The organism is Bordetella genomosp. 9 (assembly GCF_002261425.1).
GTDB lineage: Bacteria > Pseudomonadota > Gammaproteobacteria > Burkholderiales > Burkholderiaceae_B > Bordetella_C.
Genome location: NZ_NEVJ01000003.1, coordinates 2048159 through 2073711, shown reverse-complemented (window position 1 = coordinate 2073711; position 25553 = coordinate 2048159). Strand labels below are relative to the sequence as shown.

The 25553-nt window shown below is 67.5% G+C and carries 23 protein-coding genes; 9 read left to right on the top strand and 14 right to left on the bottom strand.

Annotated elements, in window-relative coordinates; all coding sequences use genetic code 11:
* Positions 1-190: 190 nt before the first annotated feature.
* Genes CAL26_RS20475 through CAL26_RS20465 form a run of 3 tightly spaced genes read left to right on the top strand, consistent with a single transcriptional unit; the run spans position 191 to position 4334 of the window.
* A complete protein-coding gene (locus CAL26_RS20475) occupies positions 191-1543 on the top strand; it encodes a cytochrome c (protein WP_094848573.1) in 1353 nt (450 codons plus the stop codon).
* Positions 1540-2049: a (2Fe-2S)-binding protein gene (locus CAL26_RS20470; RefSeq protein WP_094848572.1), complete on the top strand. Its 510-nt coding sequence runs from the start codon at positions 1540-1542 to the stop codon at positions 2047-2049. Before CAL26_RS20475 ends, CAL26_RS20470 begins: the two co-directional genes overlap by 4 nt.
* A complete protein-coding gene (locus tag CAL26_RS20465) occupies positions 2046-4334 on the top strand; it encodes a xanthine dehydrogenase family protein molybdopterin-binding subunit (protein ID WP_094848571.1) in 2289 nt (762 codons plus the stop codon). The genes CAL26_RS20470 and CAL26_RS20465 overlap by 4 nt, the downstream gene beginning before the upstream one ends.
* Positions 4335-4455: 121 nt before the next feature.
* Here the strand turns inward: CAL26_RS20465 and CAL26_RS20460 are convergent, their stop codons facing one another.
* Complete coding sequence (locus tag CAL26_RS20460) at positions 4456-7200, bottom strand: M16 family metallopeptidase (RefSeq protein WP_094849999.1); 2745 nt, start codon at positions 7198-7200, stop codon at positions 4456-4458.
* Positions 7201-7422: 222 nt separating this feature from the next.
* Here CAL26_RS20460 and CAL26_RS20455 point away from each other — a divergent pair, with 222 nt between their 5' ends.
* The gene (locus CAL26_RS20455) at positions 7423-7848 is read left to right on the top strand and encodes a hypothetical protein (protein WP_094848570.1); all 426 of its coding nucleotides are present in this window, start codon (positions 7423-7425) and stop codon (positions 7846-7848) included.
* Positions 7849-7870: 22 nt separating this feature from the next.
* Positions 7871-8392, top strand: a complete 522-nt coding sequence (locus CAL26_RS20450) for a GNAT family N-acetyltransferase (RefSeq protein ID WP_094848569.1) — start codon at positions 7871-7873, stop codon at positions 8390-8392.
* A gap of 1 nt (position 8393) precedes the next feature.
* Here CAL26_RS20450 and CAL26_RS20445 read toward each other — a convergent pair whose 3' ends face one another.
* Both CAL26_RS20445 and CAL26_RS20440 read right to left on the bottom strand, forming a co-directional pair.
* Positions 8394-9566 carry a vWA domain-containing protein gene (locus tag CAL26_RS20445; protein ID WP_094848568.1) on the bottom strand — a complete coding sequence of 391 codons (1173 nt, stop codon included), beginning with the start codon at positions 9564-9566 and terminating at the stop codon, positions 8394-8396.
* A gap of 24 nt (positions 9567-9590) precedes the next feature.
* Complete coding sequence (locus CAL26_RS20440) at positions 9591-10463, bottom strand: AAA family ATPase (RefSeq protein WP_094848567.1); 873 nt, start codon at positions 10461-10463, stop codon at positions 9591-9593.
* Positions 10464-10642: 179 nt separating this feature from the next.
* Between CAL26_RS20440 and CAL26_RS20435 the strand changes: the two genes are divergently transcribed.
* Entirely contained in the window at positions 10643-10996 is a 354-nt protein-coding gene (locus tag CAL26_RS20435; RefSeq protein ID WP_094848566.1) for a c-type cytochrome, read from the top strand.
* Positions 10997-11007: 11 nt separating this feature from the next.
* Positions 11008-11370 (top strand): c-type cytochrome, encoded by a 363-nt coding sequence (locus tag CAL26_RS20430; RefSeq protein WP_086068042.1) that lies wholly within the window; start codon positions 11008-11010, stop codon positions 11368-11370.
* Positions 11371-11646: 276 nt separating this feature from the next.
* On the opposite strand, the gene CAL26_RS20425 is transcribed toward CAL26_RS20430, so the two are convergent.
* Positions 11647-12072, bottom strand: a complete 426-nt coding sequence (locus CAL26_RS20425; RefSeq protein WP_094848565.1) for a DUF1841 family protein — start codon at positions 12070-12072, stop codon at positions 11647-11649.
* Positions 12073-12223: 151 nt separating this feature from the next.
* Between CAL26_RS20425 and icd the strand changes: the two genes are divergently transcribed.
* Positions 12224-13483 (top strand): NADP-dependent isocitrate dehydrogenase, encoded by a 1260-nt coding sequence (icd, locus tag CAL26_RS20420; RefSeq protein WP_094848564.1) that lies wholly within the window; start codon positions 12224-12226, stop codon positions 13481-13483.
* Here the strand turns inward: icd and CAL26_RS20415 are convergent.
* Positions 13398-13967 carry a helix-turn-helix domain-containing protein gene (locus CAL26_RS20415; protein ID WP_256988542.1) on the bottom strand — a complete coding sequence of 190 codons (570 nt, stop codon included), beginning with the start codon at positions 13965-13967 and terminating at the stop codon, positions 13398-13400. The genes icd and CAL26_RS20415 overlap by 86 nt on opposite strands.
* Before the next feature lie 134 nt (positions 13968-14101).
* Between CAL26_RS20415 and CAL26_RS20410 the strand changes: the two genes are divergently transcribed.
* Positions 14102-14617: a helix-turn-helix domain-containing protein gene (locus CAL26_RS20410; protein WP_143277461.1), complete on the top strand. Its 516-nt coding sequence runs from the start codon at positions 14102-14104 to the stop codon at positions 14615-14617.
* Here CAL26_RS20410 and dapA read toward each other — a convergent pair.
* From dapA to kdpF, 9 genes are all read right to left on the bottom strand, one after another.
* Positions 14584-15537 carry a 4-hydroxy-tetrahydrodipicolinate synthase gene (gene dapA, locus CAL26_RS20405; protein WP_094849998.1) on the bottom strand — a complete coding sequence of 318 codons (954 nt, stop codon included), beginning with the start codon at positions 15535-15537 and terminating at the stop codon, positions 14584-14586. The genes CAL26_RS20410 and dapA overlap by 34 nt on opposite strands.
* Positions 15538-15562: 25 nt before the next feature.
* Positions 15563-15892 (bottom strand): hypothetical protein, encoded by a 330-nt coding sequence (locus CAL26_RS20400; protein WP_094848561.1) that lies wholly within the window; start codon positions 15890-15892, stop codon positions 15563-15565.
* A gap of 184 nt (positions 15893-16076) precedes the next feature.
* On the bottom strand, positions 16077-16886 hold the full coding sequence (locus tag CAL26_RS20395) for a TorF family putative porin (protein ID WP_094848560.1): 810 nt from the start codon (positions 16884-16886) through the stop codon (positions 16077-16079).
* Positions 16887-16989: 103 nt separating this feature from the next.
* Complete coding sequence (gene kdpE / locus CAL26_RS20390) at positions 16990-17682, bottom strand: two-component system response regulator KdpE (RefSeq protein WP_094848559.1); 693 nt, start codon at positions 17680-17682, stop codon at positions 16990-16992.
* Between the two features lie 10 nt (positions 17683-17692).
* The gene (locus CAL26_RS20385) at positions 17693-20545 is read right to left on the bottom strand and encodes a sensor histidine kinase (RefSeq protein ID WP_094848558.1); all 2853 of its coding nucleotides are present in this window, start codon (positions 20543-20545) and stop codon (positions 17693-17695) included.
* A 66-nt stretch (positions 20546-20611) separates the two neighbouring features.
* Positions 20612-21235 (bottom strand): potassium-transporting ATPase subunit KdpC, encoded by a 624-nt coding sequence (gene kdpC / locus CAL26_RS20380; RefSeq protein ID WP_256988541.1) that lies wholly within the window; start codon positions 21233-21235, stop codon positions 20612-20614.
* A 24-nt stretch (positions 21236-21259) separates the two neighbouring features.
* Positions 21260-23428 (bottom strand): potassium-transporting ATPase subunit KdpB, encoded by a 2169-nt coding sequence (kdpB, locus tag CAL26_RS20375; RefSeq protein ID WP_094849996.1) that lies wholly within the window; start codon positions 23426-23428, stop codon positions 21260-21262.
* A gap of 17 nt (positions 23429-23445) precedes the next feature.
* On the bottom strand, positions 23446-25242 hold the full coding sequence (gene kdpA / locus CAL26_RS20370) for a potassium-transporting ATPase subunit KdpA (protein WP_094848557.1): 1797 nt from the start codon (positions 25240-25242) through the stop codon (positions 23446-23448).
* Positions 25242-25331 (bottom strand): K(+)-transporting ATPase subunit F, encoded by a 90-nt coding sequence (gene kdpF, locus CAL26_RS20365; RefSeq protein ID WP_066353881.1) that lies wholly within the window; start codon positions 25329-25331, stop codon positions 25242-25244. The genes kdpA and kdpF overlap by 1 nt, the downstream gene beginning before the upstream one ends.
* Positions 25332-25553: the final 222 nt, after the last annotated feature.

Genomic DNA, 25553 nt, shown 5'->3' with positions numbered 1-25553 from the left:
TGACAGCGCGGCGCCGCCGCGCTTCCTCTGGGCGCCGCTTTCAGCATGTGGAAGTAGGCTTTCCACTGGCGTCGGCCGCCCTGGCGGGAGTAAATATCCAGATCGTGGAAACTTCGGCGCATTTCAATCGAATGTCAGGGTCGGGCGCTACAGTCCGCCCCAATGGCGTTGACGCATTGAAGGGGTTCGGATGAAAGGCAGATCCATCGCGGCAGGCGTGCTTGCGATCGTGGTAGTCGGCGGCGTGGCCGCCTGTTCGTTCGCGTACCGCAACGCCATCGATCCCATCGACCCGCCCGCGGCGGCTTCGTTCGATGCGCAGTCGATCTCTCGCGGCGCGCAACTGGCGTCCGTCGGGGATTGCGTGTCCTGTCATACCGTCGCCGGCGGGAAATCCTATGCCGGCGGCATGCCGCTGGATACGCCTTTCGGCACGCTCTACAGCACCAACATCACGCCGGATCCGCAGACGGGTATCGGCAACTGGTCGCTGGCCGCCTTCACGCGGGCGATGCGCGAAGGCGTGTCGCGCGACGGGCATCTGCTGTATCCGGCCTTCCCGTATCCGCATTTCACGCGCATGTCGGATGCCGACATCAAGGACCTGTACGCGTACATGATGACGCGCACGCCCGTGCATGCGCCGGCGCGCGATAACCAGCTGACCTTTCCGCTGGGCTTCCGGCCGCTGATCGCGGGATGGAACCTGCTGTACCTGCATCCCGGCCCGCTGCCGGACGATGCCTCGCACAGCGCCGAGTGGCTGCGCGGCCGTTATCTGGTCGAAGGCCCGGGGCACTGCGCCGCCTGCCATACCCCCATGACGGTCCTGGGCGCCGAAGACAGCGGCAAGCCGTTCGCGGGCGGCAGCATCGACGGCTGGGACGTGCCGCCGCTGAACGCGCTGGGACACAAGCAGCCCGCCTGGACGGTCGACCAGCTGACTTCCTACCTGCGCACCGGCCTGGCCAGCCAGCACGGCGCCGCCGCCGGCCCGATGGAGCCGGTCACGCGCCAGTTGGGCCTGGTCTCGGAAAGCGACGTGCGCGCCATGGCGGTGTATCTGCTGTCGCTGGACGGCTCGGCGCCGGTGGCCGATGGCCAGGCGGCGGGTGCGGCGCCGGCGTCTTCCATGACGCAGGCGCCGGCATCAGCGCCGGCCAGCGCACCCGCGCCGGCCCAGGCAGGGAGCCAGGCCGACGCCGATCGCCTGCAACGCGGCGCGGCGCTGTTCACGTCCACCTGCGCCGCCTGCCACGCCGCGTCTGCCCCCATGACGACCATAGGCGAGCGCCCGTCGCTGGCATTGAGCTCCGTCGTCAACGCCGACAGCCCGCGCAACGCCATCAACCTGATCCTGCAGGGCATCCCCCTGCGGGGCTCCGCCGCATCCCATTACATGCCTTCTTTCGCGCACACCCTGAACGATCAGCAGATTGCCGACATCCTGGCCTTTACCCGCGTGAGCATCGCGCAGCGTCCCGCCTGGACCGGACTGGATGACTCGGTCGCGAAGATCCGCAAGGAGAACACGTCCAAATGATTACCCTGACCGTCAACGGCACGGCGCATGAGCTGGACATCGATCCGTCGATGCCCTTGCTGTACGCGCTGCGCAACCACCTGGAATTGAACGGCGCCAAGTTCGGCTGCGGCATGGGCCAGTGCGGCGCCTGTACCGTCATCGTCGACCAGGAGCCGGTGTTCTCCTGCCAGTTTCCCGCCGCGGCCGCCCAGGGCCGCAAGATACGGACGATCGAAGGCCTGGGAACGGCCGACCATCCCGGTCCGCTGCAGAAGGCCTTCATCGACAAACAGGCCGCGCAGTGCGGCTATTGCATCGCCGGCATGGTGATGCGCGCGCAGGCCCTGCTGGATCGCAATAGTTCGCCCAGCGAAGAGGAAATCCGCGCGCACATGCAGCCCAATCTGTGCCGCTGCGGCACCCATATGCGCATCCTGGCCGCGATCGCGGACGCGGCGACCGCCCTGCGCGCCGCCGGCGCCACCAATGGCGAGACCCTCGCCGCCACGGGAGCCGCCAAATGAGCGCAAGCCGGACCGCGCGCCCGAGCGCCCCGCGACATCCATCGGGCGCATCGCGCGAACTGCCCCATGACCCGACGCGCCGCCGCTTCCTGGCCGCCGGCGCCATCACCGTCGGCTTTTCGCTGCTGCCCCACATGCCCGCCATGGCGCAGGAAGCCGCGTCCAAGGGCCCGAAATTGCCTGGCAACCTGAACACCACGCCCATGCTGGACGCCTGGGTCAGGCTGGACGAAACCGGCAAGCTCACCGTCTTCACGGGCAAGGCCGAGCTCGGCACCGGCGTGCGCACGGCGTTCATCCAGATCGCGGCGGAAGAACTGGACGTCGCGCCGGAAGCGGTGCATCTGGTCACCGCCGACACGGGGCGCACGCCCAACGAAGGCTATACCGCCGGCAGCCATTCGGTGGCCGACAGCGGCACCGCCATCCTGAACGCCGCCGCGCAGGTGCGCGGGCTGCTCGTGCAAGCCGCGGCGGACCGCCTGAAGGTGGCCGTCGATACGCTGACCGTCGCCCAGGGCGTGATCCAGGCGCCCGACGGCCGGCGCCTGACCTATGGGGAAGCGGTTGCCGGCCTGGACCTGCATCGCGCCGCCCAGCCGGAATCTTCCCTGAAGGATCCCCGGACCCACACGGTGCTGGGCCAGTCCATGCCGCGCGTGGACATCCCGGGCAAGGTGACCGGCGGCGCCAGCTATGTGCAGGACATGCGCCTGCCCGGCATGGTGCACGCGCGCGTGGTGCGCCAGCCATCCTATGGCGCCAGGCTGATCAAGGCCGACTTCGACGGCGTGCAGGCCATGCCCGGCGTGATCAAGGTTGTCCACGACGGCAACTACCTGGCCGTGGTGGCCCAGGACGAATGGCAGGCCATCGTCGCCATGCGCGCCCTGGCGCAGTCGGCGCAATGGGAAGAAACCTATGTGCTGCCGGACGAAGCCGGCATCCACGACTACCTGAAGTCGCTGCCTTCGCGCGAAATCGACGTGATCGACCGCAAGGGCCCCGCCGCGCCCGGCGTGCGCACCCTGAAGGCGCGCTATTCCAAGCCGTATCTGACCCACGGCTCCATCGGGCCCTCCTGCGCCATCGGCCATTTCGACAATGGCGCGATGACGGTATGGACGCATACGCAAGGCGTTTTCCCGCTGCGCAAGGGCCTGGCGGAAATGCTGTCGCTACCGCAGGACAAGGTGCGCTGCATCCACGTGGAAGGTTCGGGCTGCTACGGCCACAACGGCGCGGATGACGTGGCCGCCGACGCGGCGCTGGTCGCCCGCGCCGTGCCGGGACGTCCCGTGCGCGTGCAATGGATGCGCGACCAGGAACATACCTGGGAGCCTGCCGGTCCGCCCATGGTGACCGAAGTGCAGGCGTCGCTGGACGCCCAGGGCAATGTGGTGGACTGGCAGTACGAGATATGGAGCAACGGCCATAACCAGCGCATCGACAATGCCGGCCGCATGATCCCGACCTGGGCGCTGGCGCAGCCGTTCACGCCCGCGCCGCCCGTGCCGATTCCCATGCCGGAGGGCGGCGGCGACCGCAACAGCATCCCGCTGTACGCTTTCCCCAACGCCAAGGTGCTGCATCACTTCATACCCGAGATGCCCTTGCGCGTGTCGGCGATGCGGTCGCTGGGCGCCTACATGAACATCTTCGCCATCGAAAGCTTCATGGACGAGCTGGCGGCGGCGACCCAGGCCGATCCGGTGGAATACCGCCTGCGGCACATCAAGGACCCGCGCGCCCGCGACGTGATCCAGCTGGCGGCCCAACGCTTCGGCTGGGATCCCAAGCGCAAGCGCGAACCGGGCCGCGGCTTCGGCTTTTCCTTCGCCATGTACAAGAACCTGATGGCCTACCTGGCCATCGGCATGGAGCTGACAGTGGACCGCGATTCGGGCGAGGTGCACGTCCATCGCGCGGTCGCCGCCATCGACACCGGGCAGATCGTCAATCCGGACGGCGTGCGCAACCAGGTGGAGGGCGGCATCATCCAGTCCACCAGCTGGACGCTGTACGAACAGCTGCATTTCGACAAGCGGCGGGTCACCACCTTCGACTGGAGCACCTATCCGATCCTGCGTTTTTCCAATGTGCCGGACAAGATAGAAGTGCACCTGATCGACCGTCCCGGCGCGCCCTTCCTGGGCGCGGGCGAGGCGTCGCAAGGACCGGCGTCGGCCTGCGTGGCCAACGCCATCGCCGACGCCACCGGCATGCGCCTGCGCAGCACGCCGCTGGCCGCCGGCCCGCGGCTGAAGGACTATCCGCACGCGTAGGGCCCGGCGCCGCGGGGCGGCGGGTGACTGGCGACAGCTGCGTGGGGACAGCCCCGCGTGACCCGACCCAGGCAAAAAAATGGCGCGGCCTTTGGCCGCGCCATTTTTACGGCGGCGGGGTTTACTTTTTCTTGGTGAAGTCGCCCGCCACCGCGGTGCTGAAGTCCTGCGGCTTCAGGTAGGTGCGCAGCGCCTCGTTCACAGTGGCCGGCGTCAGCGCGGTGATCTGCTTGTCCATGTCGGCCGACCAGGCGAAGGTGCGGCCGCGGCGGATATAGTCTATCCACGTGCTGGCCAGGACGTCGTCCTGCGCCCGGCTCAGGCGGCGATAGTTCAGCAGCGACGCGATGCCGTCGCGGATTTCCGCTTCCGTAAAGCCGTCCTTGCGGACGCGCGCCAGTTCTTCCGAAATGGCCTGCTCCAGGCGCTGGCGGTTTTCCGGCGCGTAGATCGCATAGACCACCCAGCTGCCGCGCGGCTCGTACGACGATGCCGACAGCGTGCTGCGCACGTTGTACGACAGGCCGTCCTTTTCGCGAACCCGGTTCCACAAGCGCGAGGTTTCCGACGTGCCCAGCAGATAGTTGGCCATGTACAAGGCCGCGTAGTCCTTGGACGTGTCCTGCAGTTCCAGCGGCATGCGGCTGGCGTAGAAGGCGTTGGCCTTGTCCGGCGTGGGAATGTCGAACTTCTGCGCCGGGATGGCGCGGTAGGGATCGGGCACCCGGGTATAGGGCGCGCCGCGCTTCCAGCCCGCCAGGCCTTTCTTCAGCGCGGCCTCGGTGGCGTCCGCGTCGAAGTCGCCCACGGCGGAGAAGGCGATCGTGCCGGCGCCGTAGAACCGGTTGTGGAAGCGCGCCAGCACGTCATGCGACAGGGTCCGCACGCTGGCCAGCGATTCCTCGAAGGTCGGCACGTAGCGGATATCGTCCTTGGGCCACGGATTGTCCTGCCGCGCCAGGGCGCGCATGGCCAGGGCCGATGGTTCGTTCATGGCGTTCTGGATGGCGGTGATGGCCTGCGCCTTGTACTCGTCCAGCTGGGCCTGCGGGAAGTTGGCATTGCGGACGATGTCCATCACCGTGGCGACCACCGCGGGCAGGTTGTCGCGCGTGGTGGAGATGGAAACGGACAGATTGGTGCCCGAGCCGCTGAAATTGACGTCCGCCTTCAACTGGTCGAAGCGGTCCTGGATGGCCTGGCGCGACAGTTTGCCGGTGCCGCGCTCCAGCATATCGGCCACGGCGTCGGCGACGTCGCGCTGGCCGCGCAAGGTGTCGGCATTGCCGAACTGCACGAGCAGGCGCGCGCGCACGCGGTGTCCGCGCGTGGGCTTGGACAGCAGGGCGACGTCCACCTTGCCGTTGGGCAGATCCAGCGTGCGGCGTACCGTCAGCTTGTCGATATTGGCCGGGGTGGGATCGAAGGCCGCGGCCTGGGTGTAGCCCGGGTCGCCCTTGTAGTCCTTCAGCGCGGCGGTCAGGTCGACGCGGCTGTTGGCCGGCGCGCGCACCGGCTTGGCTGTCGGGATATAGCGGCCCGCCGTGCGGTTGCTGGGCACCAGGTAGGCGGCGGCGACGCGCTGCACGTCGGCCAGCCTGGCCTCGCGCACGCGATCGCGCTGCAGGAAGAACAGGCGCCAGTCGCCGCTGGCGATGGCTTCGGACAGGGCGACGCCGATCCGCTGCGGGTCGCTATAGGTCTGCTCCCAGTCGCGCAGCCACTTGCTGCGCGCGCGGTCCAGCTCTTCCTGCGTGAAAGGCGTGCGGGACACCGATTCCAGCGTGCTGGTCAGCGCCTTCAGGGAGGCGTCCTGGTTCATGGTGGGCTCGAGCTGCGCGCCGAACATCACCACGCCGGGATCGCGCTGTTCCATCGTGAAACCGAAGACGTCCGACGCCAGCTTGCGCTGCACCAGGGTGCGGTACAGCCGGCCGGACGGCGTGTCCGACAGCATGACGGTGGCCAGGTCCATCGGTACGTAGTCGGGGCTGCCGGCGGCGGGAATGTGGTACATCGCGGCGACCAGGGGCGTGCCGCCGGCGCGCCGCAGCGTGACTTCGCGTTCGCCGTCCTGCACCGGTTCCACCGTGTATTCGGGCGGCAGCGGACGGCTGGGGCGCGGCACCTTGCCCAGCGTCTTGCTGATCGTGTCCAGCGTATCCTGGGGATTGAACTTGCCCGCGACGATGAGCACGGCGTTGTCGGGCTGGTAATACTGGTGGTAGAACGCCTGCAGCTGGCCGATATCGACGTTTTCGACGTCCGAGCGCGCGCCTATGGTGTCCTTGCCGTAGTTGTGCCACTGGAAGGCCGTGGCTTCCATCTTTTGCATCAGGATGCGGAAGGGGCTGTTTTCGCCGCTTTCCATCTCGTTGCGCACCACGGTCATTTCCGTGTCCAGGTCTTCGCGCGCGATCAGCGAGTTGACCATGGCGTCGGCCTGCCAGCCCAGGTACCAGTCGAGCGTTTCCGGGTTGGCGGCGAAGCTGGCGAAATAGTTGGTGCGGTCGCTGCTGGTGCTGCCGTTGGCGGCCAGGCCGCGCTTCGAGAATTCGCCCATCGCGTTGCGGGTGGTGGGCGTGCCCTTGAACAGCATGTGTTCCAGCAGGTGCGCCATGCCCGTCTGGCCGTAGTTTTCGTTGCGCGAGCCCACCAGATAGGTCATGTTGACGGTGGTGGTGGGTTTGGAATCGTCCGGCGCCAGCAGCACGCGCAGCCCGTTGCTCAGGCGGAATTCCGTAATGCCCTCTACGGACGAGACTTCTGTCGTGCCTTCCGGCAATGTCGCCGCGCTGGCCTGGAAAGCCAGGAAGGACGAAAACAGCAGTGTCTTCAGGTGGCGCGACAATGCGGGGGTGGAAATGGGCATGGACGGGTTTCCCTGCGAGGTAGTGAACGTGTTGGAGTGTATACGGGTCGATAGGTTCCTATCGCGTCGCCCTGGATTCCCTGCGATCCGAGACGAATCGGCGGCGCATTACACGGGGGCCGCCACCCCCCGCGCCCTGGGCGGCGGCGGATCGCCAAGGTATATTTCTACCCGCGCGGCCTGACCGCGCCCCGCATCACTAGGAACGAATTCAAGATGAAGCTTTTCCAGAAGATCCTTTTCCTGCTGGCCGCCTTGAGCCTGTGCGGCGCCGCGGCGGCGCGTTCGCCCGTGGTGGTGGACACCTTTCCGCCGGCCAAGGGCGCGAAAGCGCCGCAATACACGGTGGATGCCGATGCCCGCCGGCTGGACGGCAAGCAGCTGGGAATGGCGCTGACGGCGGTGGCCCGCGACAAGAAACGCGGTCCCGACACCCCGGTCGCGGTGCTGGTCGATCCCACGCTGACGTTGAACGACATCAGCGCGCTGGCACGCGTGGTGCATCAGGCGGGCATGAAGAGCGCCCGCTATTTCCAGTACCAGCGCGACCGCGGCATGATCACGGAATTCGTGCCCGGCAATCCGGACGCCGCCTTCCCGCGCGCCCGGCTGGATTCCGAAGTCATGGCCGCGCCCAAATAGGGCCCGCGCGGATGAGTACCCGATGATTCCTGTCGATTGCACCTACGAGCGCCACGCGGGCGCCATGCTGGAGATCTTCAACCACGCCATCCTGACGTCGACGGCGCTGTATGAATACCAGCCGCGCACGGACGCCGTGATGCAGGCCTGGTTCGAGGCCAAGCGCAAGGGCGGCTTCCCGGTGATCGGCTTCGAGGACGGTGACGGCACGCTCATGGGCTTCGCCAGCTATGGCACGTTCCGCGCCTTTCCGGCCTTCAAGTATTCGGTCGAACACTCCGTGTACGTCGGGCGCGATTATCGCGGCCGCGGCCTGGGCCAGGCGCTGATGCGCGCCCTGATCGCGCGCGCCCGCGCCCAGCAGTACCACGTGCTGGTGGGCGCCATCGATACCAGCAACACGGCCAGTTGCGCCTTGCACGAAAAACTGGGGTTCATGCACGCCGGTACGGTGCGGCAGGCCGGCTTCAAGTTCGGCCGCTGGCTGGACGTGGCGTTCTACCAGATGCTGCTGGAAACCCCGGACGAGCCGGCCGACGGCTGATTCATTTCGACAGCATGCGCATCGCCTGTTCCAGGCCGGCGACGGTGACCGGATACATGCGGTCGTGCATGATGTTCTTCAGGATCGCGATGGACTGCCGATAAGGCCAGGACGCCGTGGGTTCCGGGTTCAGCCACGCCGCCTTGGGCCAGGCTTCCAGCAGGCGCTGCATCCATACCGCGCCGGCTTCCTTGTTCATGTGCTCGACCGAACCCCCCGGCTGCAGGATTTCATAGGGGCTCATCGTGGCGTCGCCGACGATGATCAGCCGCCAGTCCGCGTTGTACTTGCGCAGGACGTCCCAGGTGTCGAAGCTGTCGCTCTGGCGGCGCCGGTTGCTTTGCCACAGGCGCTCGTACGGGCAATTGTGGAAATAGAACACGTCCAGGTGGCGGAATTCGGTGCGCGCCGCGGAAAACAGTTCCTCGACGCGGGCGATGTGATCGTCCATGCTGCCGCCCACGTCGAGCAGCATCAGCACTTTCACGGTATTGCGCCGTTCGGGCACCAGGCGCAGATCCAGGTGGCCCGCGTTGCGGGCCGTGCTGGCGATGGTGTCGTCCAGGTCCAGTTCCAGGTCGGCGCCCTGGCGCGCGAAGCGGCGCAACCGCCGCAGCGCCACCTTGAAATTGCGGGTGCCCAGTTCCAGCGTGTCGTCGTAGTCGCGGAACTGGCGCATGTCCCAGACCTTGACCGCGCTGCGATTGCCGCCCGACTCCCCACCCACGCGTATGCCTTCCGGATGGTAGCCGCCATTGCCGAAAGGCGACGTGCCGCCGGTGCCTATCCATTTGCTGCCGCCGGCATGGCGCTCGGTCTGCTCCTGCAGCCTTTGCTTGAACAGCTCCATCAGCTTGTCCCAGCCATGGGCCTGGATGGCGGCTTTTTCTTCCGGTGTGAGCGTGCGTTCCATCTGCTTGATCAGCCAGTCCAGCGGGATCTGCTTGTCCGGCGGCAGGCTGGCGGCGATGCCGCGGTAGTACGCGGCGAAGGCCTGGTCGTAGCGGTCGAACAGGGTCTCGTCCTTGACCAGCGTCATGCGCGACAGGTGGTAGAACTCATCGAGCGTCGGCGGCATCAGCGGCAGTCGCAGCGCTTCCAGCAGAGTCAGGTATTCCTGCACCGACACGGGCAGCCGGTGCGCGCGCAGGTGGTAGAAGAAGTCGATCAGCATGGCGGCGCCGGACCTGGACTTATCCTAGCGGCGCTGGCCGGTGCGCGTCATCGCGGCCAGGCGTTCCAGCAGCTGCATGTCCTGCTCGTTCTTCAGCAGCGCGCCGGCCATCAGCGGCACGGCGGTGGCCGCGTGGGCCTCGATCTGGCCGGCGGGGATGTCTTCGGCCAGCAGCAGGTGCAGCCAGTCCAGCAATTCCGACGTCGACGGCTTTTTCTTGAGCCCCGGCGCGTCGCGCAGTGCGAAGAAGGTATCCAGCGCTGCGCGCAGCACGTCCGCGCGCAGCGTCGGGAAATGCACGCCGACGATATCGCGCATGGTGTCGCGGTCGGGAAAGCGGATGTAGTGGAAAAAGCAGCGGCGCAGGAAAGCGTCCGGCAGGTCCTTTTCGTTGTTGGACGTGATGATGACCAGCGGGCGGTGCCGCGCGGCGATGGTCTGGCGCGTTTCGTACACATGGAATTCCATGCGGTCCAGCTCGCGCAGCAGGTCGTTGGGAAACTCGATGTCGGCCTTGTCGATTTCATCGATCAGCAGCACGACCGGCTCGGGCGCCTCGAACGCCTGCCAGAGCACGCCCTGCACGATGTAGTTGCGGATGTCCCGCACCTTTTCATCGCCCAGCTGCGAATCGCGCAGGCGCGACACGGCGTCGTATTCGTACAGGCCCTGGTGCGCCTTGGTGGTGGACTTGATGTGCCATTGCAGCAGCGGCCGCCCGAGGGCGCTCGCGACTTCTTCGGCCAGCATGGTCTTGCCGGTGCCCGGCTCGCCCTTGATCAATAGCGGGCGTTGCAGCGCCAGGGCGGCGTTCACCGCCAGTTTCAGGTCTTCGGTGGCGACATAGCGTTCCGTGCCTTCGAAGCGCGGCGCGGCGGGGGAAGAAGCTGCGGGCATGAGGGAAGCGACCTCGTGTGGCGCGGGAAGGTCCGTGCGAGTACCGGTCCCGCCGTTGGCGATGGGCTAATTATCGTACAATCGTGCGGTTTGCGGCCCGGGGGAGGCCGGTCCGCGAATGTCAGCTAGGCAGTTCCAGAAGTTCCAGCAACCAAAGTCGCCATATCAAGAGCCAATTCATGAAGTTGCGAACCACTGTATTGCGTAAGGCGGGCCTGTTTGCCGTTTGGCTGTCCTGTGCGGGCGCCGGCGCGGCTCATGCCGCGGATGCCGCCCAGGGCGGCAATGCCCAGGCCGGGCGTGACAAGGTGTCCATGTGCATCGGCTGCCACGGCATCGCGGACTACAAGACGGCGTTCCCCGAGGTCTACCGGGTACCGATGATCGCCGGGCAGAATGCCAAGTACATCGAAAACGCGCTGAACGCATACAAGAAGGGCGAGCGCAGCCATCCCACCATGGACGCCGTCGCGGGCAGCCTGTCCGACCAGGACATCGCCGACATCGCCGCGTACTACGCCAATCTCAAATGACGGGGGCATCCATGAAAAGCATTATCGTGACCCTCGCCGGGGTGTTGCTGGGCATGGCCGCGACCGCGTCGCGCGCCGACGATCTGGCCGCCGGCAAGGCGGTGTTCGACAAGTTCAATTGCGCGTCGTGCCACGGCGCCGACGCCAAGACGCCGACGGATCCGCAGTATCCGATCCTGGCCGGCCAGCATGAGGACTATCTGGCGCACGCGCTGAAGGCCTATCGCCGCGGCCAGTCGGGCGCGCCGTCCACGGCCAACATCCGCAAGAATCCGATCATGGGCGCATTCGCCGCGCAGCTCAGCGACGCCGACATCGTCAACGTCGCTGCCTGGCTGTCCAGCCTGCCCAGCGACCTGGGCACGCGCAAGTAGGTTTTTCGGGGCAGCAAGCCGAAGGCGCAGCGTGGGGGTCCCTTTTCGCCGCCGGGCCGCCCCAAGGCGAAAAGCGCCCCCTCGGGGGGCAGCAAGCCGAAGGCGCGGCGTGGGGGTCCGTTTTCGCCGCCGGGCCGCCCCAAGGCGAAAAGCGCCCCCTCGGGGGGCAGCAAGCCGAAGGCGCGGCGTGGGGGTCCCTTTTCGCCGCCGGGCCGCCCCAAGGCGAAAAGCGCCCCCTCGGGGGGCAGCAAGCCGAAGGCGCGGCGTGGGGGCCTCTTACCTTTCCGCGCGCTGCCGGATCAGCTCGATGTAGGCATCGGTGTCCATCGGCGTGCCCAGGCGTTGGGCTTCCCAGACCACCTGGCCCAGGCATTCCATGATCTCGTGCACGGCATGGTGCGCATCCCCGCGCGCCACCAGCCGCTGATACGCGGCGCGGATGCCCGGCGGGTGATCGATAGACAGCTGCTCGGCAATGGCCAGGTGCATGGACAGGTGCAGGAAGGGATTGGTGCGGCCTTTCTCCACCGAATATTCGGCCGTCATCGCCTCGGGGCTTTCCAGGTCCTGGTGATATTCGGGGTGCTTGACCATCCAATCGACCGCCATCGACTCCAGGGGCGTGACGAGCTCGCCGGTCCTGTGCTTGCGCCAGGCTTCGATGAAAAATTCGCGCACTTGGTCGCGGGACGGATTGAACATGGCGGCTTCGGGACGGCTTCAGGACGGCATTCGGGGCGCGGCGATGCCCGCGCGACCCGTTATTTTACCTACTCGTCGAATTGTCATTCCCGCGCATGCCGGTTTGCGGATATAGAATGGCGGGCACGTGCCAGCAGGCTTCGGAGCATCCATGTCGTACCAGCATATCCAGGCTCCCCCGGAGGGGCAGAAAATCACGGTCAATGCGGATTTCACGCTGAACGTGCCGGATCAGCCCATCATCCCCTATATCCAGGGGGACGGGGTCGGCGTCGACATCACGCCCGTGATGATCTCGGTGGTGGACGCGGCGGTGGAAAAAAGCTACGGCGCACGGCGGCGCATCCATTGGATGGAAGTCTACGCCGGCGAAAAGGCCACCCGCCTGTACGGCGCGGACGCCTGGCTGCCGGAAGAAACCCTGCAGGCGGTGCGCGATTACGTGGTGTCCATCAAGGGCCCGCTGGCGGCCGCCAAGATCGACGGCGGCGTGCGTTCGCTGAACGTCGCGCTGCGGCAGGAACTGGATCTGTACGTCTGCCTGCGGCCCGCGCGCTATTTCCGCGGCGTGCCGGCGCCGCTGCGCGAACCGGAAAAGACCGACATGGTCATCTTCCGCGAGAACTCCGAGGATATCTATGCCGGCATCGAGTTCCCCGCCGGCTCGCCCCAGGCGCGCGAACTGGTGGATTTCCTGCAGAACCACGTGCATTCCCGCCATCTGCGCTTTCCCGACAGCTCGGCCATCGGCATCAAGCCGGTCTCGCGTGAAGGCACGCGGCGCCTGGTGCGCAAGGCGGCGCAATACGCCATCGATCATGATCGCGCGACCCTGACGCTGGTGCACAAGGGCAACATCATGACGTACACGGAAGGCGGCTTCCGCGACTGGGGCTACGAGCTGCTGCGCGACGAATTCGGCGCGGTGCAGATCGACGGCGGCCCGTGGTGCCGCTTCAAGAACCCGAAGTCGGGGCGCGAGATCGTCGCCAAGGACGTCATGGCGGACGCCTTCCTGCAGCAATCCATGCTGCGGCCCGGCGAATTTGACGTCATCGCCACGCTGAACTTGAACGGTGACTATATTTCGGCGGCGGTGTCGGCGCAGGTCGGCGGCATCGGCATCACGCCGGGCGCCAATATGTCCGATTCGGTGGCGATGTTCGAAGCCACGCACGGCACCGCGCCCAAGTACGCCGGCAAGGACTACGTCAACCCGGGTTCGGAAATCCTGGCCGCCGCGATGATGCTGCGGCATCTGGGCTGGGTCGAGGCCGCCGACCTGATCATCGCCAGCATGGAAAAGGCGATCCTGGCCAAGCAGGTCACTTTCGATTTCGCCCGTCTGATGAAGGGCGCGGAGCAGGTGTCCTGTTCCGGGTTTGGCCGGGTGATGATCGAGAATATGTGACGGCGTCGGCCAGCTCGGCCGATCCAGGCACGCCGGGCGGATCCGGCAGCGCTACTCCGTCCACGGCGGCTGCCGTGGCGCCTTCGCCACTGCCGTCCAGGGCCGCCGCCGCGCTTTCCGCGCCGGCAAGCTCCCGCAGATAGGCCAGCGCCTTTTCCTTCTGCTCGGCGGACAGGGTGTGATAGGCCACCAGCAGTTCGGCCATGTCGTCGTCGCGGGTGTAGAACCAGGGCGCTGGCATGTTCAGGGCCTGGGCCAGGCGCTCGATCAGGAAAAAGCCGGGCGTATGCTTGCCGCGCTCGTACTGGTTCATGCGCGAGCTCGCCGACATTTCATCCAATCCCGCAAGCGTACCCAGCCTTTCCTGGGAAAGGCCCGCGCGCAGTCGTGCCTCTTTGAGCCTGCTGGTTAGCATGGATTGGAACGTCCTATCTGATCCGGCGATGGTCTTCGATTTTTTGCCGAGGCTCCCTAAGAGTTTCATAGTGCCACAAAGTCAAGAGCTTTGTAATAATGTATCTGTGTGATACATAACGTCTCCGGGCATAAACCGCCCTTGGAGATCGTCCAGGTCCGCCTTTCGAGGATGGGATCTGACCGTTCAGGTAAGAACCGATTGTGACCTCCCTAACTCTCCCCAAGCGTGAATTGCAAGCCACGCTTATCCAGCTTGAAGCCGACCTGCGCAGGCTGACGTCCACGGTCCAGGAGCTGTCGGCATGGCTGTCCCGTGCCGGCGAACTGGATGACGTCACGCGAGTCGGGCCCGCCGCGCGCACGGCCTTGCCGGGACCGTCCGCGGCCGCGGAGCCGGCGGCGCCGGGCTGGCGGCTGCGCGAAGGCGGCTGGACGCTGGTCTCGCCGCAGGGCCAGCGCCTCGCGCTGACCACGCTGGAGAGGCTTTTCATGCTGGCCTTGTTCAATGCCCCCAACCATAGCCTGGCACGCAACGAGCTGGGGTCGCTGGCGGCGGGCCGCGGCGACGCCGGCGACAAATCGGCGACCTCGCCGCGGGGCGTGGACGTCATGGTCAGCCGCCTGCGGCGCAAGGCGCAGGCGACGGGCATGCCGCTGCCACTGCGATCGGTGCGCCGTTGGGGCTATATGTTCACCGAGGACGCGGCGGCGGAGTAGTCCGCGGATCGCGCCGTCGATGCCGGATGGCGCGTGGGCGCCGGCAATCGTGAGATGACCCGCTGCAGGCGGGCCGCCAGCGCGCGGCTGGCCGGCGTCAGCGGCATGCGCAATTCATCTTCGATCAGGCCTTCCATGGCCAGCGCTTTCTTGACCGGCGCCGGATTGGGTTCGGCGAACAACAGGCGGATCAAGGGTGACAAGGCGTCATGGAGCTCGCGCGCCGCCTCGGCATGGCCGGCCTGCGCCAGCCGCATCATGCGCACGAAAAGATCCGGCCGGACGTGGGCGGACGCCGGGATGGCGCCGCTGCCGCCATCGCTGAAATGCGCCAGCAGCGCCTTGTCCTCGCCGCACAGGGCGGTGATCCGCCCGCGCTGACGGAGCGTCTGCAACACCGCCGGATGGCACTCCTTGACGGCGACGATGGTAGGGCAGCTGGCAAGCGCTTCCATGGTTTCGACCGTCATCTGCACGCCCGTGCGCTTGGGGATGTTGTACAGCACCAGGGGCCGGTCGGTCGCCCAGGCGATCTGGCGGTAGTGCCACATGATGCCCGCCTGCGACGGGCACAGGTAGTACGGCGGCGGCACCAGGTAGCCGGCGGGATGGGTCGTGTCCAGGCGCCGGACGGCCGCGGCCACGCCGTTCGTGTCGACGCCGCCGGCGCCGATCATGATGGGCAGCGCGTGCGCATCGTCGCGGATCGCGTGGATCATCTCGATCTTCTCGCTCAGCGCCAGGAGATTCCCTTCTCCGGTCGAACCGAACAGCACCAGGCCGGACACGCCGGCCTCGCGGTAGCGGCTCGCCAGGCGCTGCGCCGCCCGCAGGTCCACCCGTCCTTGCCGCAGCGGCGTGACCATGGGTAGCCAGATACCGGCGAAACGCGTGGCGGTTGCCGAAACTGTCGTGGACATGGCGTTTTCCCCCAGGTCCATGATGTCAATGCACGGCCGCCAGGGCGGCGGGCTGGATGGGACCGAGCTCGGCGTCCATGACGTTCATCATGATCCGATGCAGCATGGGGTCCAGTTCTTCGCGTGGCGCCTGCAGCGCCAGCGTGACGACGCCGCGGTGACGGCAGACCGTCAAGATGCGCAGGCCCGGCAGGTCGCCCAGCAGGTCTTCCAGGCGTGCACGCGCCTGGGCGCCGTCGTCGCCGCGCACGCGCAGCGTCAGGCTGTAGGGGGTATCGGCGCAGGGGCCGGGCCGATAGGCGTCGCGGGCCTGATGCCGGGGTTGATGATCGATGCGAGCGGGGCGTTCGGGCATGGTGTCGATGGCGGTCCTGGCGCGCCGCGGGGCGGCGGGGAGGGGTGCCGGTGGTTGATAACGAGTCCACTATAGGCAGGGCGGCATAAACCGCATGAAAAAAACCGCCCGTGGTCCGTAAACTTGATATCAACGCCGGCGCCGGCAGCCGGCCCCGTGGCGCGGCGCCGCCCGCCGACCATGCTCAGAACGTCTTCGTGATGGACGCCACCACCGTGCCGCGGCCCATGAACCGGTCCTGGGCGTTGGTGTAGACGTCGCGATGCGCGTTCGTATCGATGTAAGCCACCGACACGCCCAGGCCCTGGCCCAGGTCCTTGGTCAGACCCAGCTTCCAGTCGTAGTAGGACGCGTGGTCGACGTTGCGCACGTACTGGTAGCCGACGTGCGTGTTCAGCGTCAGGCCCCAGACGCCCAGATCGTAGTTGCCGCTCAGGTCGAAGTACTGGCTGCCCTTGCTCTTGGCGAAGCCGAACAGGTTGGATACCGCGTACGAGTACTTGAACGTGGTGGTCCGGTAGCCGATGCTGCCGTAAAGCTCGGTCGTGTCCGGGCTGGTGAAGCCGCTCGGATAGTCGCCGGGGTAGTAGTACTTCAGCGCGCCGAAGTCGAACGGCACGTCCTGCGTGAAGGTGCCGCGATAGCCGCCGTAGAAGTCCATCTCGACGGGCGCGGAGACGTCGGAGTTGCTGTCCGAAAGCCAGCTGATGTTCGAGTTCCAGTTGCCGATGTAGAAGCCGCTCTGGTGGCTGAAGTCGAAGCCGCCCTGGATGGCGGGCTTGTTGTCGGTCTGCATGAGCCCGCGATAGCGGTACTGCGATGCCAGCGTCACGTTGGCCGTCAGGCTGTATGGCGCGGCGGCCTGATTGCCACCGGCCTGATCGCCGGCCGCGCTTTGCGCGCGCGCGGCGGGGCCCGTCCATGCGGTGGCGGCGGCAAGGGCCGTCGCGGCGAACAGTATCTGCCTGGCGGATCGGGGACTGGCGTAGCGCATGCGGTTCTCCTGTATTGCGCGTTGCGAAAGAAGCGCAACGATAGGGAGAAACGCGTAAACGCCGACTCAAAAGACGGGGCGGCGGCGTAAGCGCGATATAAAGCTAGCCCGCGAAGCGGTAACCCACGCCGACCTCGGTCAGCAGGAAGGCCGGCTGTGCCGGGTCGGCTTCCAGCTTCTGCCGCAGATGGCCCATGTAGATGCGCAGGTAGTGATTGCTTTCGACATGCGAAGGCCCCCAGACCTCGCGCAGCAGCTCGCGATGCGTCATCACCTTGCCGCGATGCGCGATCAGCGCCGCCAGCAGGCGATATTCCATGCCGGTCAGGTGGACGTGCTGGCCGTTGCGTTGCACGACGCGCTTGGAAAAATCGACGTGCACGTCGCCGAAGGCGATCTCGGCGGCGTTGCCGGCGCCGCCGCGGCCATGGCGGCGCAGCAGGACGCGCAGCCGCGCCAGCAGTTCGCCCACGCCGAAGGGCTTGACCAGATAGTCGTCGGCGCCCGCGTCCAGCGCCGCGATCTTGTCGGTTTCGGCGGTCCGCGCGGACAGCACCAGCACCGGCACTTCCGTCCAGGTGCGCAGTTCGCGCATCAGCGTCATGCCGTCGCCGTCGGGCAGGCCCAGGTCCAGGATGACGACGTCCGGCTGCCGGGTGCCGGCCTCGATCAGGCCGCGTTGAACGGTCTCGGCTTCGAATACGGCGCAGCCCTCGTCCTGCAGGGCGGTGCGGACGAAGCGCCGGATGTTGGCGTCGTCTTCGATGAGCAATACGGTGGGTTGGAAGTCGAACATCGTCCGTCTGTCATTCCGTGTGGATAGGGTCGGCGTGGCCCGTTGCTTCGTCGGGCAGGGACGCCGCCGGTGGTTCGGGGGCGACGGCGGGCGCGCGCGTCAGCGGCAGCTCGACCACGAAGCGCGCGCCGGCATAGGGAGGCTCGCCAGGTTCCACGCGGATGCGGCCCTGGTGCGCCTGCACGATGGCCTGGCAGACCGCCAGGCCCAGGCCCGCGCCCGGCGTGGCCGATTCGCGTTCGCCGCGCACGAATTTGTCGAAGATGGCGGTTTCCTGGCCTGCCGGCACGCCCGGTCCGTCGTCGGCGACCCGCACCAGGATCTCGCTTTCGCGCGCGATGGCGTCGATGTACACGTGGCTGCCCGGCGGGGTGTACTTGGCGGCATTTTCCAGCAGGTTGCACAGCACGCGCTGCATCAGCACGCCGTCGCATTCCACCAGCGGCAGGTCCGACAGGGGCGCCACGCTGACCACGTGCTGCCGCAGCGGCTCGCGCATCTCGGCGATGGCGGCACCGACCAGTTCTTCCACCGACTGCCATTCCTTGCGCAGCGTGACTTCGCGGTTCTGCAGCCGGGCCATGTCCAGCAGGTTGACCACCATGGCGTGCATGCGGCGCGCCTGTTCGCGCATGGCCAGCGCGATCTCGCGTTGCGCCGGGCTGAGCGCATCCGGATCGCGCATCAGCGTATCCGTCATGCCCACCAGGCTGGTCAACGGCGTGCGCAGGTCGTGCGAGATCGCCGACAGCAGCGAGCTGCGCAACTGCTCGGAAGCCATGCTGACCAGCGCCTGCTGCGCGACGTCCACGTAGTGCACGCGCTCGATGGCGATGGCGATCAGGGTGGCGTAGGCGTCCAGTTGCGGCCGATCCGGCGAGGTCATGAAGGCCGCGCCGCCCGGCGGCTCCAGCACCAGCACGCCGCGCGTGCGCATGGGGGCCTTCAACGGCAGGTACAGCAGCGGGCTGCTGGACAATGTGTTGGTGCCGCAGCCGGCCGGTTGGCCGTGGTCGAATACCCACTGCGCCAGGGCCGTTTCCACCGGGCGCCCCGCCGCGAGCAATGTGTCGCTGCCGCTCAGCGAGAGGCGGTCGTCGCCGCCCATCAGCAGCAGCGCGCAGGGCGCGCCGAAGGCGGCATTCACATAGGACGATGCCGCCGCGACGATCTGTTCCGGCAGCAGCGCCGACGACAGCTCGCGCGCGAATTCGTACAGGCCGCGCGCCACGCTTTCGCGCCGCGCCGAAGACAATGCCAGCAGGCGCAGGCCGGCCGTCAGCTGGCCGACCAGCAGGCCCACGGCCAGCAGCACCAGGAAAGTCACCAGGTACTGGACGTCCGAAACGGCGAAAGAGCGCAGGGGCAGCACGAAGAAGAAATCGAAGGCCGCCACGCTGATGACCGATGCCAGCGCCGCCGGTCCGCGGCCATGCCGCAGCGCGACGGCCATGACCGCCAGCAGGTAGAACATGGCGATGTTGGTCTGGTGCAGGGCAGGGAAGGCCGCCAGCCCGATCCCGGTGGCGATCGCGCAATAGACGCAGGACCAGGCGTAGCCGCCGTATCGCGCGGCCGGCCTGGCCGGCGCGGCCGGCGTGGGTCCCGCATCGACCGCCGGCGCCGCGCCCAGCCGCATGGACCCGCTGCGCGCGGTGGCCGGCTGCGACGGCGCGGCCAGCCGTATGACGTCCAGTTCGGGACAGCCCGCGGCCAGCAGATCGGCGAAGCTGCGGCGCCGCCACAGGCCCGCCGGGGACAGCAGCGTGGCCAGCCAGGCGCGCCAGCGCGTGCCCAGGCCGCGTCCCGCCCGCGTGCGGCCGATCACGGCCTTGGTGATGTTGTGACGGCGCACGTAGCCCACCAGCGCCCGCACCATGTCCGCGCCGCCCAGCGTCTCGACGCGCGCGTCCAGGTCGCGTGCCGTCGCCAGGGCGCCCTGCAGCGCCAGCCGCTGCGCCGCGGATGGCGCGACCAGGGTGGGCGTTTCCACCGTGACCACGTGGAGCTCGCCGTCCAGCTGCTGCGCCAGGCGGTGCGCGGCGCGCACCACGTGTTCGGCCTCCTCGTCCGCCGCCAGGCAGGCCACCACGGCTTCGCGCGTGCGCCACACGGTTTCCACCGCGCGGTCGCGCCGGTAGGCCTGGACGTCGTCGTCGACCCGTTCGGCCATGCGGCGCAGCGCCAGTTCGCGCAGGGCGATCAGGTTGCCCTTGCGGAAGAAATTGCGCGCGGCATGGCGGGCCTGTTCGGGCATGTAGACCTTGCCGTCCCGCAGCCGCCGCAGCAGCTCGTCCGGCGGCAGGTCGACCAGCACGACTTCATCGGCGGCATCGAACAGCCGGTCGGGCACGGTTTCCCAGACCGGGATGCCGGTGATGCTGCCCACCGCCTGGTTCAGGCTTTCCAGGTGCTGCGCGTTCAGGGTGCTCCAGACGTCGATGCCGGAGGCCAGCAGTTCTTCCACGTCCTGCCAGCGCTTGGCATGGCGGGCGCCCGGCGCGTTCGAATGGGCCAGTTCGTCGACCAGGATCAGGGCCGGCCGCCGCGCCAGCGCGCCGTCCAGGTCAAATTCCGGCAGCGCGTGTCCGCGATACGCGTGGTCGACGCGCGGCAGCGACGGGATGCCATCCAGCAGCGCGGCGGTTTCCCGCCGGCCGTGGGTTTCCACGATGCCGGCCAGCACGTCGACGCCGGCGGCCCGCTGGGCGGCCGCCGCGGCCAGCATGGCGTAGGTCTTGCCGACGCCGGCCGATGCGCCGAAATACAGGCGCAGCCGGCCTCGCGCGGCGCGCTGCGCGGCCCCATCGATGTCCCGCAGCAGGGCGTCGGGATCGGGGCGTTCGGGATGCGAGCTAGGCATGGTGCTGCCGCTGTTCGGTCGTAATCAGGCGCGGTGGGGCGATGTGCGCCACTATACGCCGCCGCATCAGCGCGTCGCCTTCATGCCGTCCAGGTCCAGGTTGAGCGCCAGGACGTTGACCACCGGCTCGCCCAGCAATCCGAAGAACGGCCGACGGGTATGCGCTTCGACCCGCTTGGCCACTTCCAGGGTGCTCATGCCGCGCGCCCTGGCCACGCGTTCGATCTGGTAATCGGCCGCGGCCACGCTGATGTCCGGATCCAGGCCGCTGCCCGAGGCGCTGACCAGGTCCACCGGAATCGGCTTGGTATTGCCCGGATCGGCGGCCCGCAGGGCGTCGACGCGCGCCTTGGCGGCGTCGGCCAGGGCCTGGTTGCGCGGCCCCAGGTTGGACCCGCCGGATGCCGACGCGTTGTAGGGCATGGGCGCGGTGGCGGACAGGCGGCCCCAGAAGTACTTGGGCGCGGAAAACTGCTGGCCGATCAGCGTCGACCCGACCACCTGGCCGTTCCGTTCGATCATCGACCCGTTGGCCTCGTGCGGGAACACCAGCTGGGAAATTCCCGTGGTGGCGTAGGGGTAGGCCAGGCCGGTGACGACGGTCAGGATGGCGAAGACGACCAGCGCGGGGCGCAGGACGCCCGCGCCGGCCCGCGTGGGCATTTGTTTTTGCATATTCGTAGTGTTCATGACGTTTTCCTCGATTGCGGCGGGTCAGGCCCAGCCCAGCGCCGCCAGCACCATGTCGACCAGCTTGATGCCGACGAAAGGCACCAGCAGGCCGCCCAGGCCGTAGATGATCAGGTTCCGCCGCAGCAGCACGCCGGCGCCCAGCGGACGGTATCGGACGCCCTTGAGGGCCAGCGGGATCAGCACGACGATGATCAGCGCGTTGAAGATGACGGCCGACAGGATGGACGACTCCGGCGTGGTCAGGCGCATCACGTTCAGCACCCCCAGCTGCGGATAGACCGTGGCGAAGGCGGCCGGAATGATGGCGAAGTACTTGGCCACGTCATTGGCCACGCTGAAGGTGGTCAGCGCGCCGCGCGTCATCAGCATCTGCTTGCCGATCTCGACGATCTCGATCAGCTTGGTGGGATTGGAATCCAGGTCCACCATGTTGCCCGCTTCCTTGGCCGCCTGCGTGCCGGAATTCATCGCCACCGCGACGTCGGCCTGCGCCAGGGCCGGCGCATCGTTGGTGCCGTCGCCCGTCATGGCCACCAGCCGGCCTTCGCCCTGGTAGGCGCGGATCAGCTTGAGCTTGGCCTCGGGCGTGGCTTCCGCCAGATAGTCGTCGACGCCGGCTTCCGCCGCGATCGAGGCGGCGGTCAGCTTGTTGTCGCCGGTGATCATGACGGTCTTGATGCCCATGCGGCGCAGCTCGGCGAAGCGTTCCTTGATGGCGGGCTTGACGATGTCCTTCAGCTCCACCACGCCCAGGACGCGGCCGTTGTCGGCCACCGCCAGCGGCGTGCTGCCGCGGCGCGCGATGTCGTCGGCGGCGCGGGTGACGGCGGCGTCCATGGTCACGCCCTGGTCCGCCAGCCACTGGCGGATGGCGTCCACGGCGCCCTTGCGCACCTGGCGCGCGCCCTGGTTGACGCCGCTCATGCGGGTATGCGCGCTGAAAGGCACGAACTCCAGGTCGGCCGCGGGCCGGGCCGGCGCGTGCAGGGCCTTGTCGGCCAGCAGCACGATGCTGCGGCCTTCCGGCGTTTCATCGGCCAGCGAGGCCAGCCGCGCGGCTTCCGCCAGTTCGCGCGGGGTGATGCCTGGGGCCGGCAACAGGGCCGACGCCTGGCGGTTGCCGAAGGTGATGGTGCCGGTCTTGTCCAGCAGCAGCACGTCGACGTCGCCCGCCGCTTCGACCGCGCGGCCCGACATCGCCAGCACGTTGGCCTGCATCATGCGGCTCATGCCGGCCACGCCGATGGCCGACAGCAGGCCGCCGATGGTGGTCGGGATCAGGCAGACCAGCAAGGCCACGAGCGCGGTCACGGTGACCACCTGGCCCACCTTGGCGACCTCGACGGAGAACAGCGAGAACGGCAGCAGGGTCACAGTGACCAGCAGGAACACGACGGTCAGGCCCACCAGCAGGATCGTCAGCGCCAGTTCGTTGGGCGTCTTCTGCCGCTTGGCGCCTTCCACCATGGAAATCATGCGGTCCAGGAAACTCTCGCCGGGGTTGGCGGCGATGCGCACGAACAGCCAGTCCGACAGGACCCGCGTGCCGCCGGTCACCGACGAGAAGTCGCCGCCCGACTCGCGGATCACCGGCGCCGATTCGCCGGTAATGGCGCTTTCGTCCACCGATGCCACGCCGGCGATGATCAAGCCGTCGCCGGGAACGATGTCGCCGGCTTCCACCAGCACCACGTCGCCCTTGCGCAGGTCGCCGGAATGGCGCGACACGCCACGGTCGCGATAGGCGTCCGGATGCGCGCCCGCCACGTCGGCATCCTTGAAATCGCGCAGCACCCGCGCGGTGATGGTGGTGCGCAGCCCGCGCAGCGCGGCGGCCTGCTGCTTGCCCCGGCCTTCGGCCAGCGCCTCGGCGAAATTGGCGAACAGTACGGTGAACCACAGCCATACGGCGATGCCGAAGATGAAGCCGGCGGGGGCCTCGGCCTGGCCGCGCAGCGCCATGATCCAGAGGAAGGTGGTCAGGATGCTGCCCACGTAGACGACGAACATCACGGGGTTCTTCACCTGCGCCGACGGCGCCAGCTTGCGCAGGCTGTCGACCATGGCGGGCCCCATCAATGCCCGCGAGAAGAACTGGAAGTTGCGTGGCGGCGGCAAACCCGTCGCGTCTTGCGGCTGGGTTTGCGGAGCGACGGCCGCCAGGGCGTCGCTGTTCGATTGCTTGGCCATGTTGAGTATCAGCCCGTTCAAGGTTGCAGATGTTCCGCCACGGGGCCCAGGGCCAGCGCGGGGACATAGGTAAGCGCGCCGACCAGCAGGACGGAACCGATAAGCAGGATTACGAATAGGGCGCCGGTGGTGGGCATCGTGCCCGGGCCGGCGGGGACCCGGTGTTTCTTCGCCAGCGAGCCGGCCATCGCCAGGATCGGAATGATCACGGCGAAGCGGCCGAACCACATCGCGATGGCCAGCAGGCTGTTGTAGTAAGGCGTGTTGGCCGACAGCCCGGCGAAGGCGCTGCCGTTGTTGTTCGCGGCCGACGTCAGGGCATAGAGGATCTCGGAATACCCGTGCGTGCCGGGATTGAGCACGCCGGCCTTGCCCGCCGTCATCGATACCGCCAGCGCGGTGCCCACCAGCACCAGCAGGGGCGCGGCCAGGATGACGATGGATGTCATCTTCATCTCATAGGCCTCGATCTTCTTGCCCAGGTATTCCGGCGTGCGGCCTATCATCAGGCCGGCGATGAAGACCCCCAGGATGGCGAAGGCCAGCATGCTGTACAGGCCCGAACCGACGCCGCCGAAGACCACTTCGCTCAACTGCATCAGCAGCATCGGCGAAAAGCCGCCCATGGGCGTGAACGAGTCGTGCATGCCGTCGACCGCGCCGCAGGACGCCGCGGTGGTCGCGGTGGCGAACAGGGCCGTGGGGCCGATGCCGAAGCGGGCCTCCTTGCCTTCCATATTGCCGCCGGCGGACAGCGCGGTGGTGCTGCTGTCGACGCCGGCCTGCGCCAGCATGGGATTGGCCTGGAACTCGTAATACCCGGTGGTCAGCGCGAAGGCGACGAACAGCACCACCATGGAGGCCAGCACCGCGATGCCCTGGCGCCGGTCCCCCACCATGCGGCCGAACGTAAAGCAGAGCGACGCCGGGATCAACAGCATCGCCAGGATCTGCAGGAAGTTGGACAGCGGCGTCGGGTTTTCGTAGGGATGCGCGGAGTTCGCGTTGAAGAAGCCGCCGCCGTTGGTGCCGAGCATCTTGATGGCTTCCTGCGACGCCACCGGCCCCAGCGCGATGGACTGCGTGGTGGCGGTCAGCGATTCCGTGACCGGCTGCCCCTTGGCGTCCAACACCGGCTGGCCATAGTCGTCCACCTTGGGCGCGGAATAGGCGACCGGTTCCAGCAGATGCGCGTCCTGGTAGGGGCTGAAGGTCTGGATCACGCCCTGGCCGACCAGCACGACGGCCAGGATCAGCGACATCGGCAGCAGCACGTACAGGCAGCAGCGCACCGTGTCCACCCAGAAGTTGCCCACGGTCTGCGCGCTGTGCCGCGCGAAGCCGCGTATCAGCGCCAGCAGCACGGCGATGCCGGTGGCGGCAGACAGGAAGTTCTGCACCGTCAGCGCGAGCATCTGCGTCAGATAGCTCATCGTGCCTTCGCCGGCATAGCCTTGCCAGTTCGTGTTGGTGACGAAACTGACGGCGGTGTTGAGCGAGGAGTCGGGCGACACCGCGCCCATGTTGGCGGGATTCAGCGGCAACAGTCCCTGCGCGCGCTGGATCACGTAGGACGCCACGAAGCCGAGAATGCTGAATACCAGCACGGCCACGGCGTAGCGTTTCCATCCCATTTCGGCCGCGGGATCCACGCCGGCGGCCTTGTAGACCAGCCGCTCGAACGGCCGCCCCCAGGCGGACCAGCGAGACTGGCCGTTTTCCATGACTTCATGGATATAGCGCCCGACCCACGGGGCGAGCAGCAGAAGGACCGCCAGGAAGAAGACCAGCAGCCCCAGGTAGTGCGCGTTCATCAGAATTTCTCCGGCTTGAACAGGGCGATGAGCAGGTAGACGAACAGGAACAGGGCGAGGGCGCCGCTGATCAGGTACAGCCAGCTCATGATTGGTCTCCCTTCTGCAGGGCGTCGCAGAACTCGACCAGGGCCAGCGTGAGCGCGGCCATGACGACGAAAGAGGCGAGGAAAATGGTGTCCATGTTTACTCCTGGGTAGGGTCCCGGATCACGGGGGCGGGCACACGCGACGGAGCGTGGCCAGCGGACACCGGCAGGTTAGGGAGGGCGCCGTAAAAACGGGATAAAGCTTGCCCGGGCGGGAGTAAAT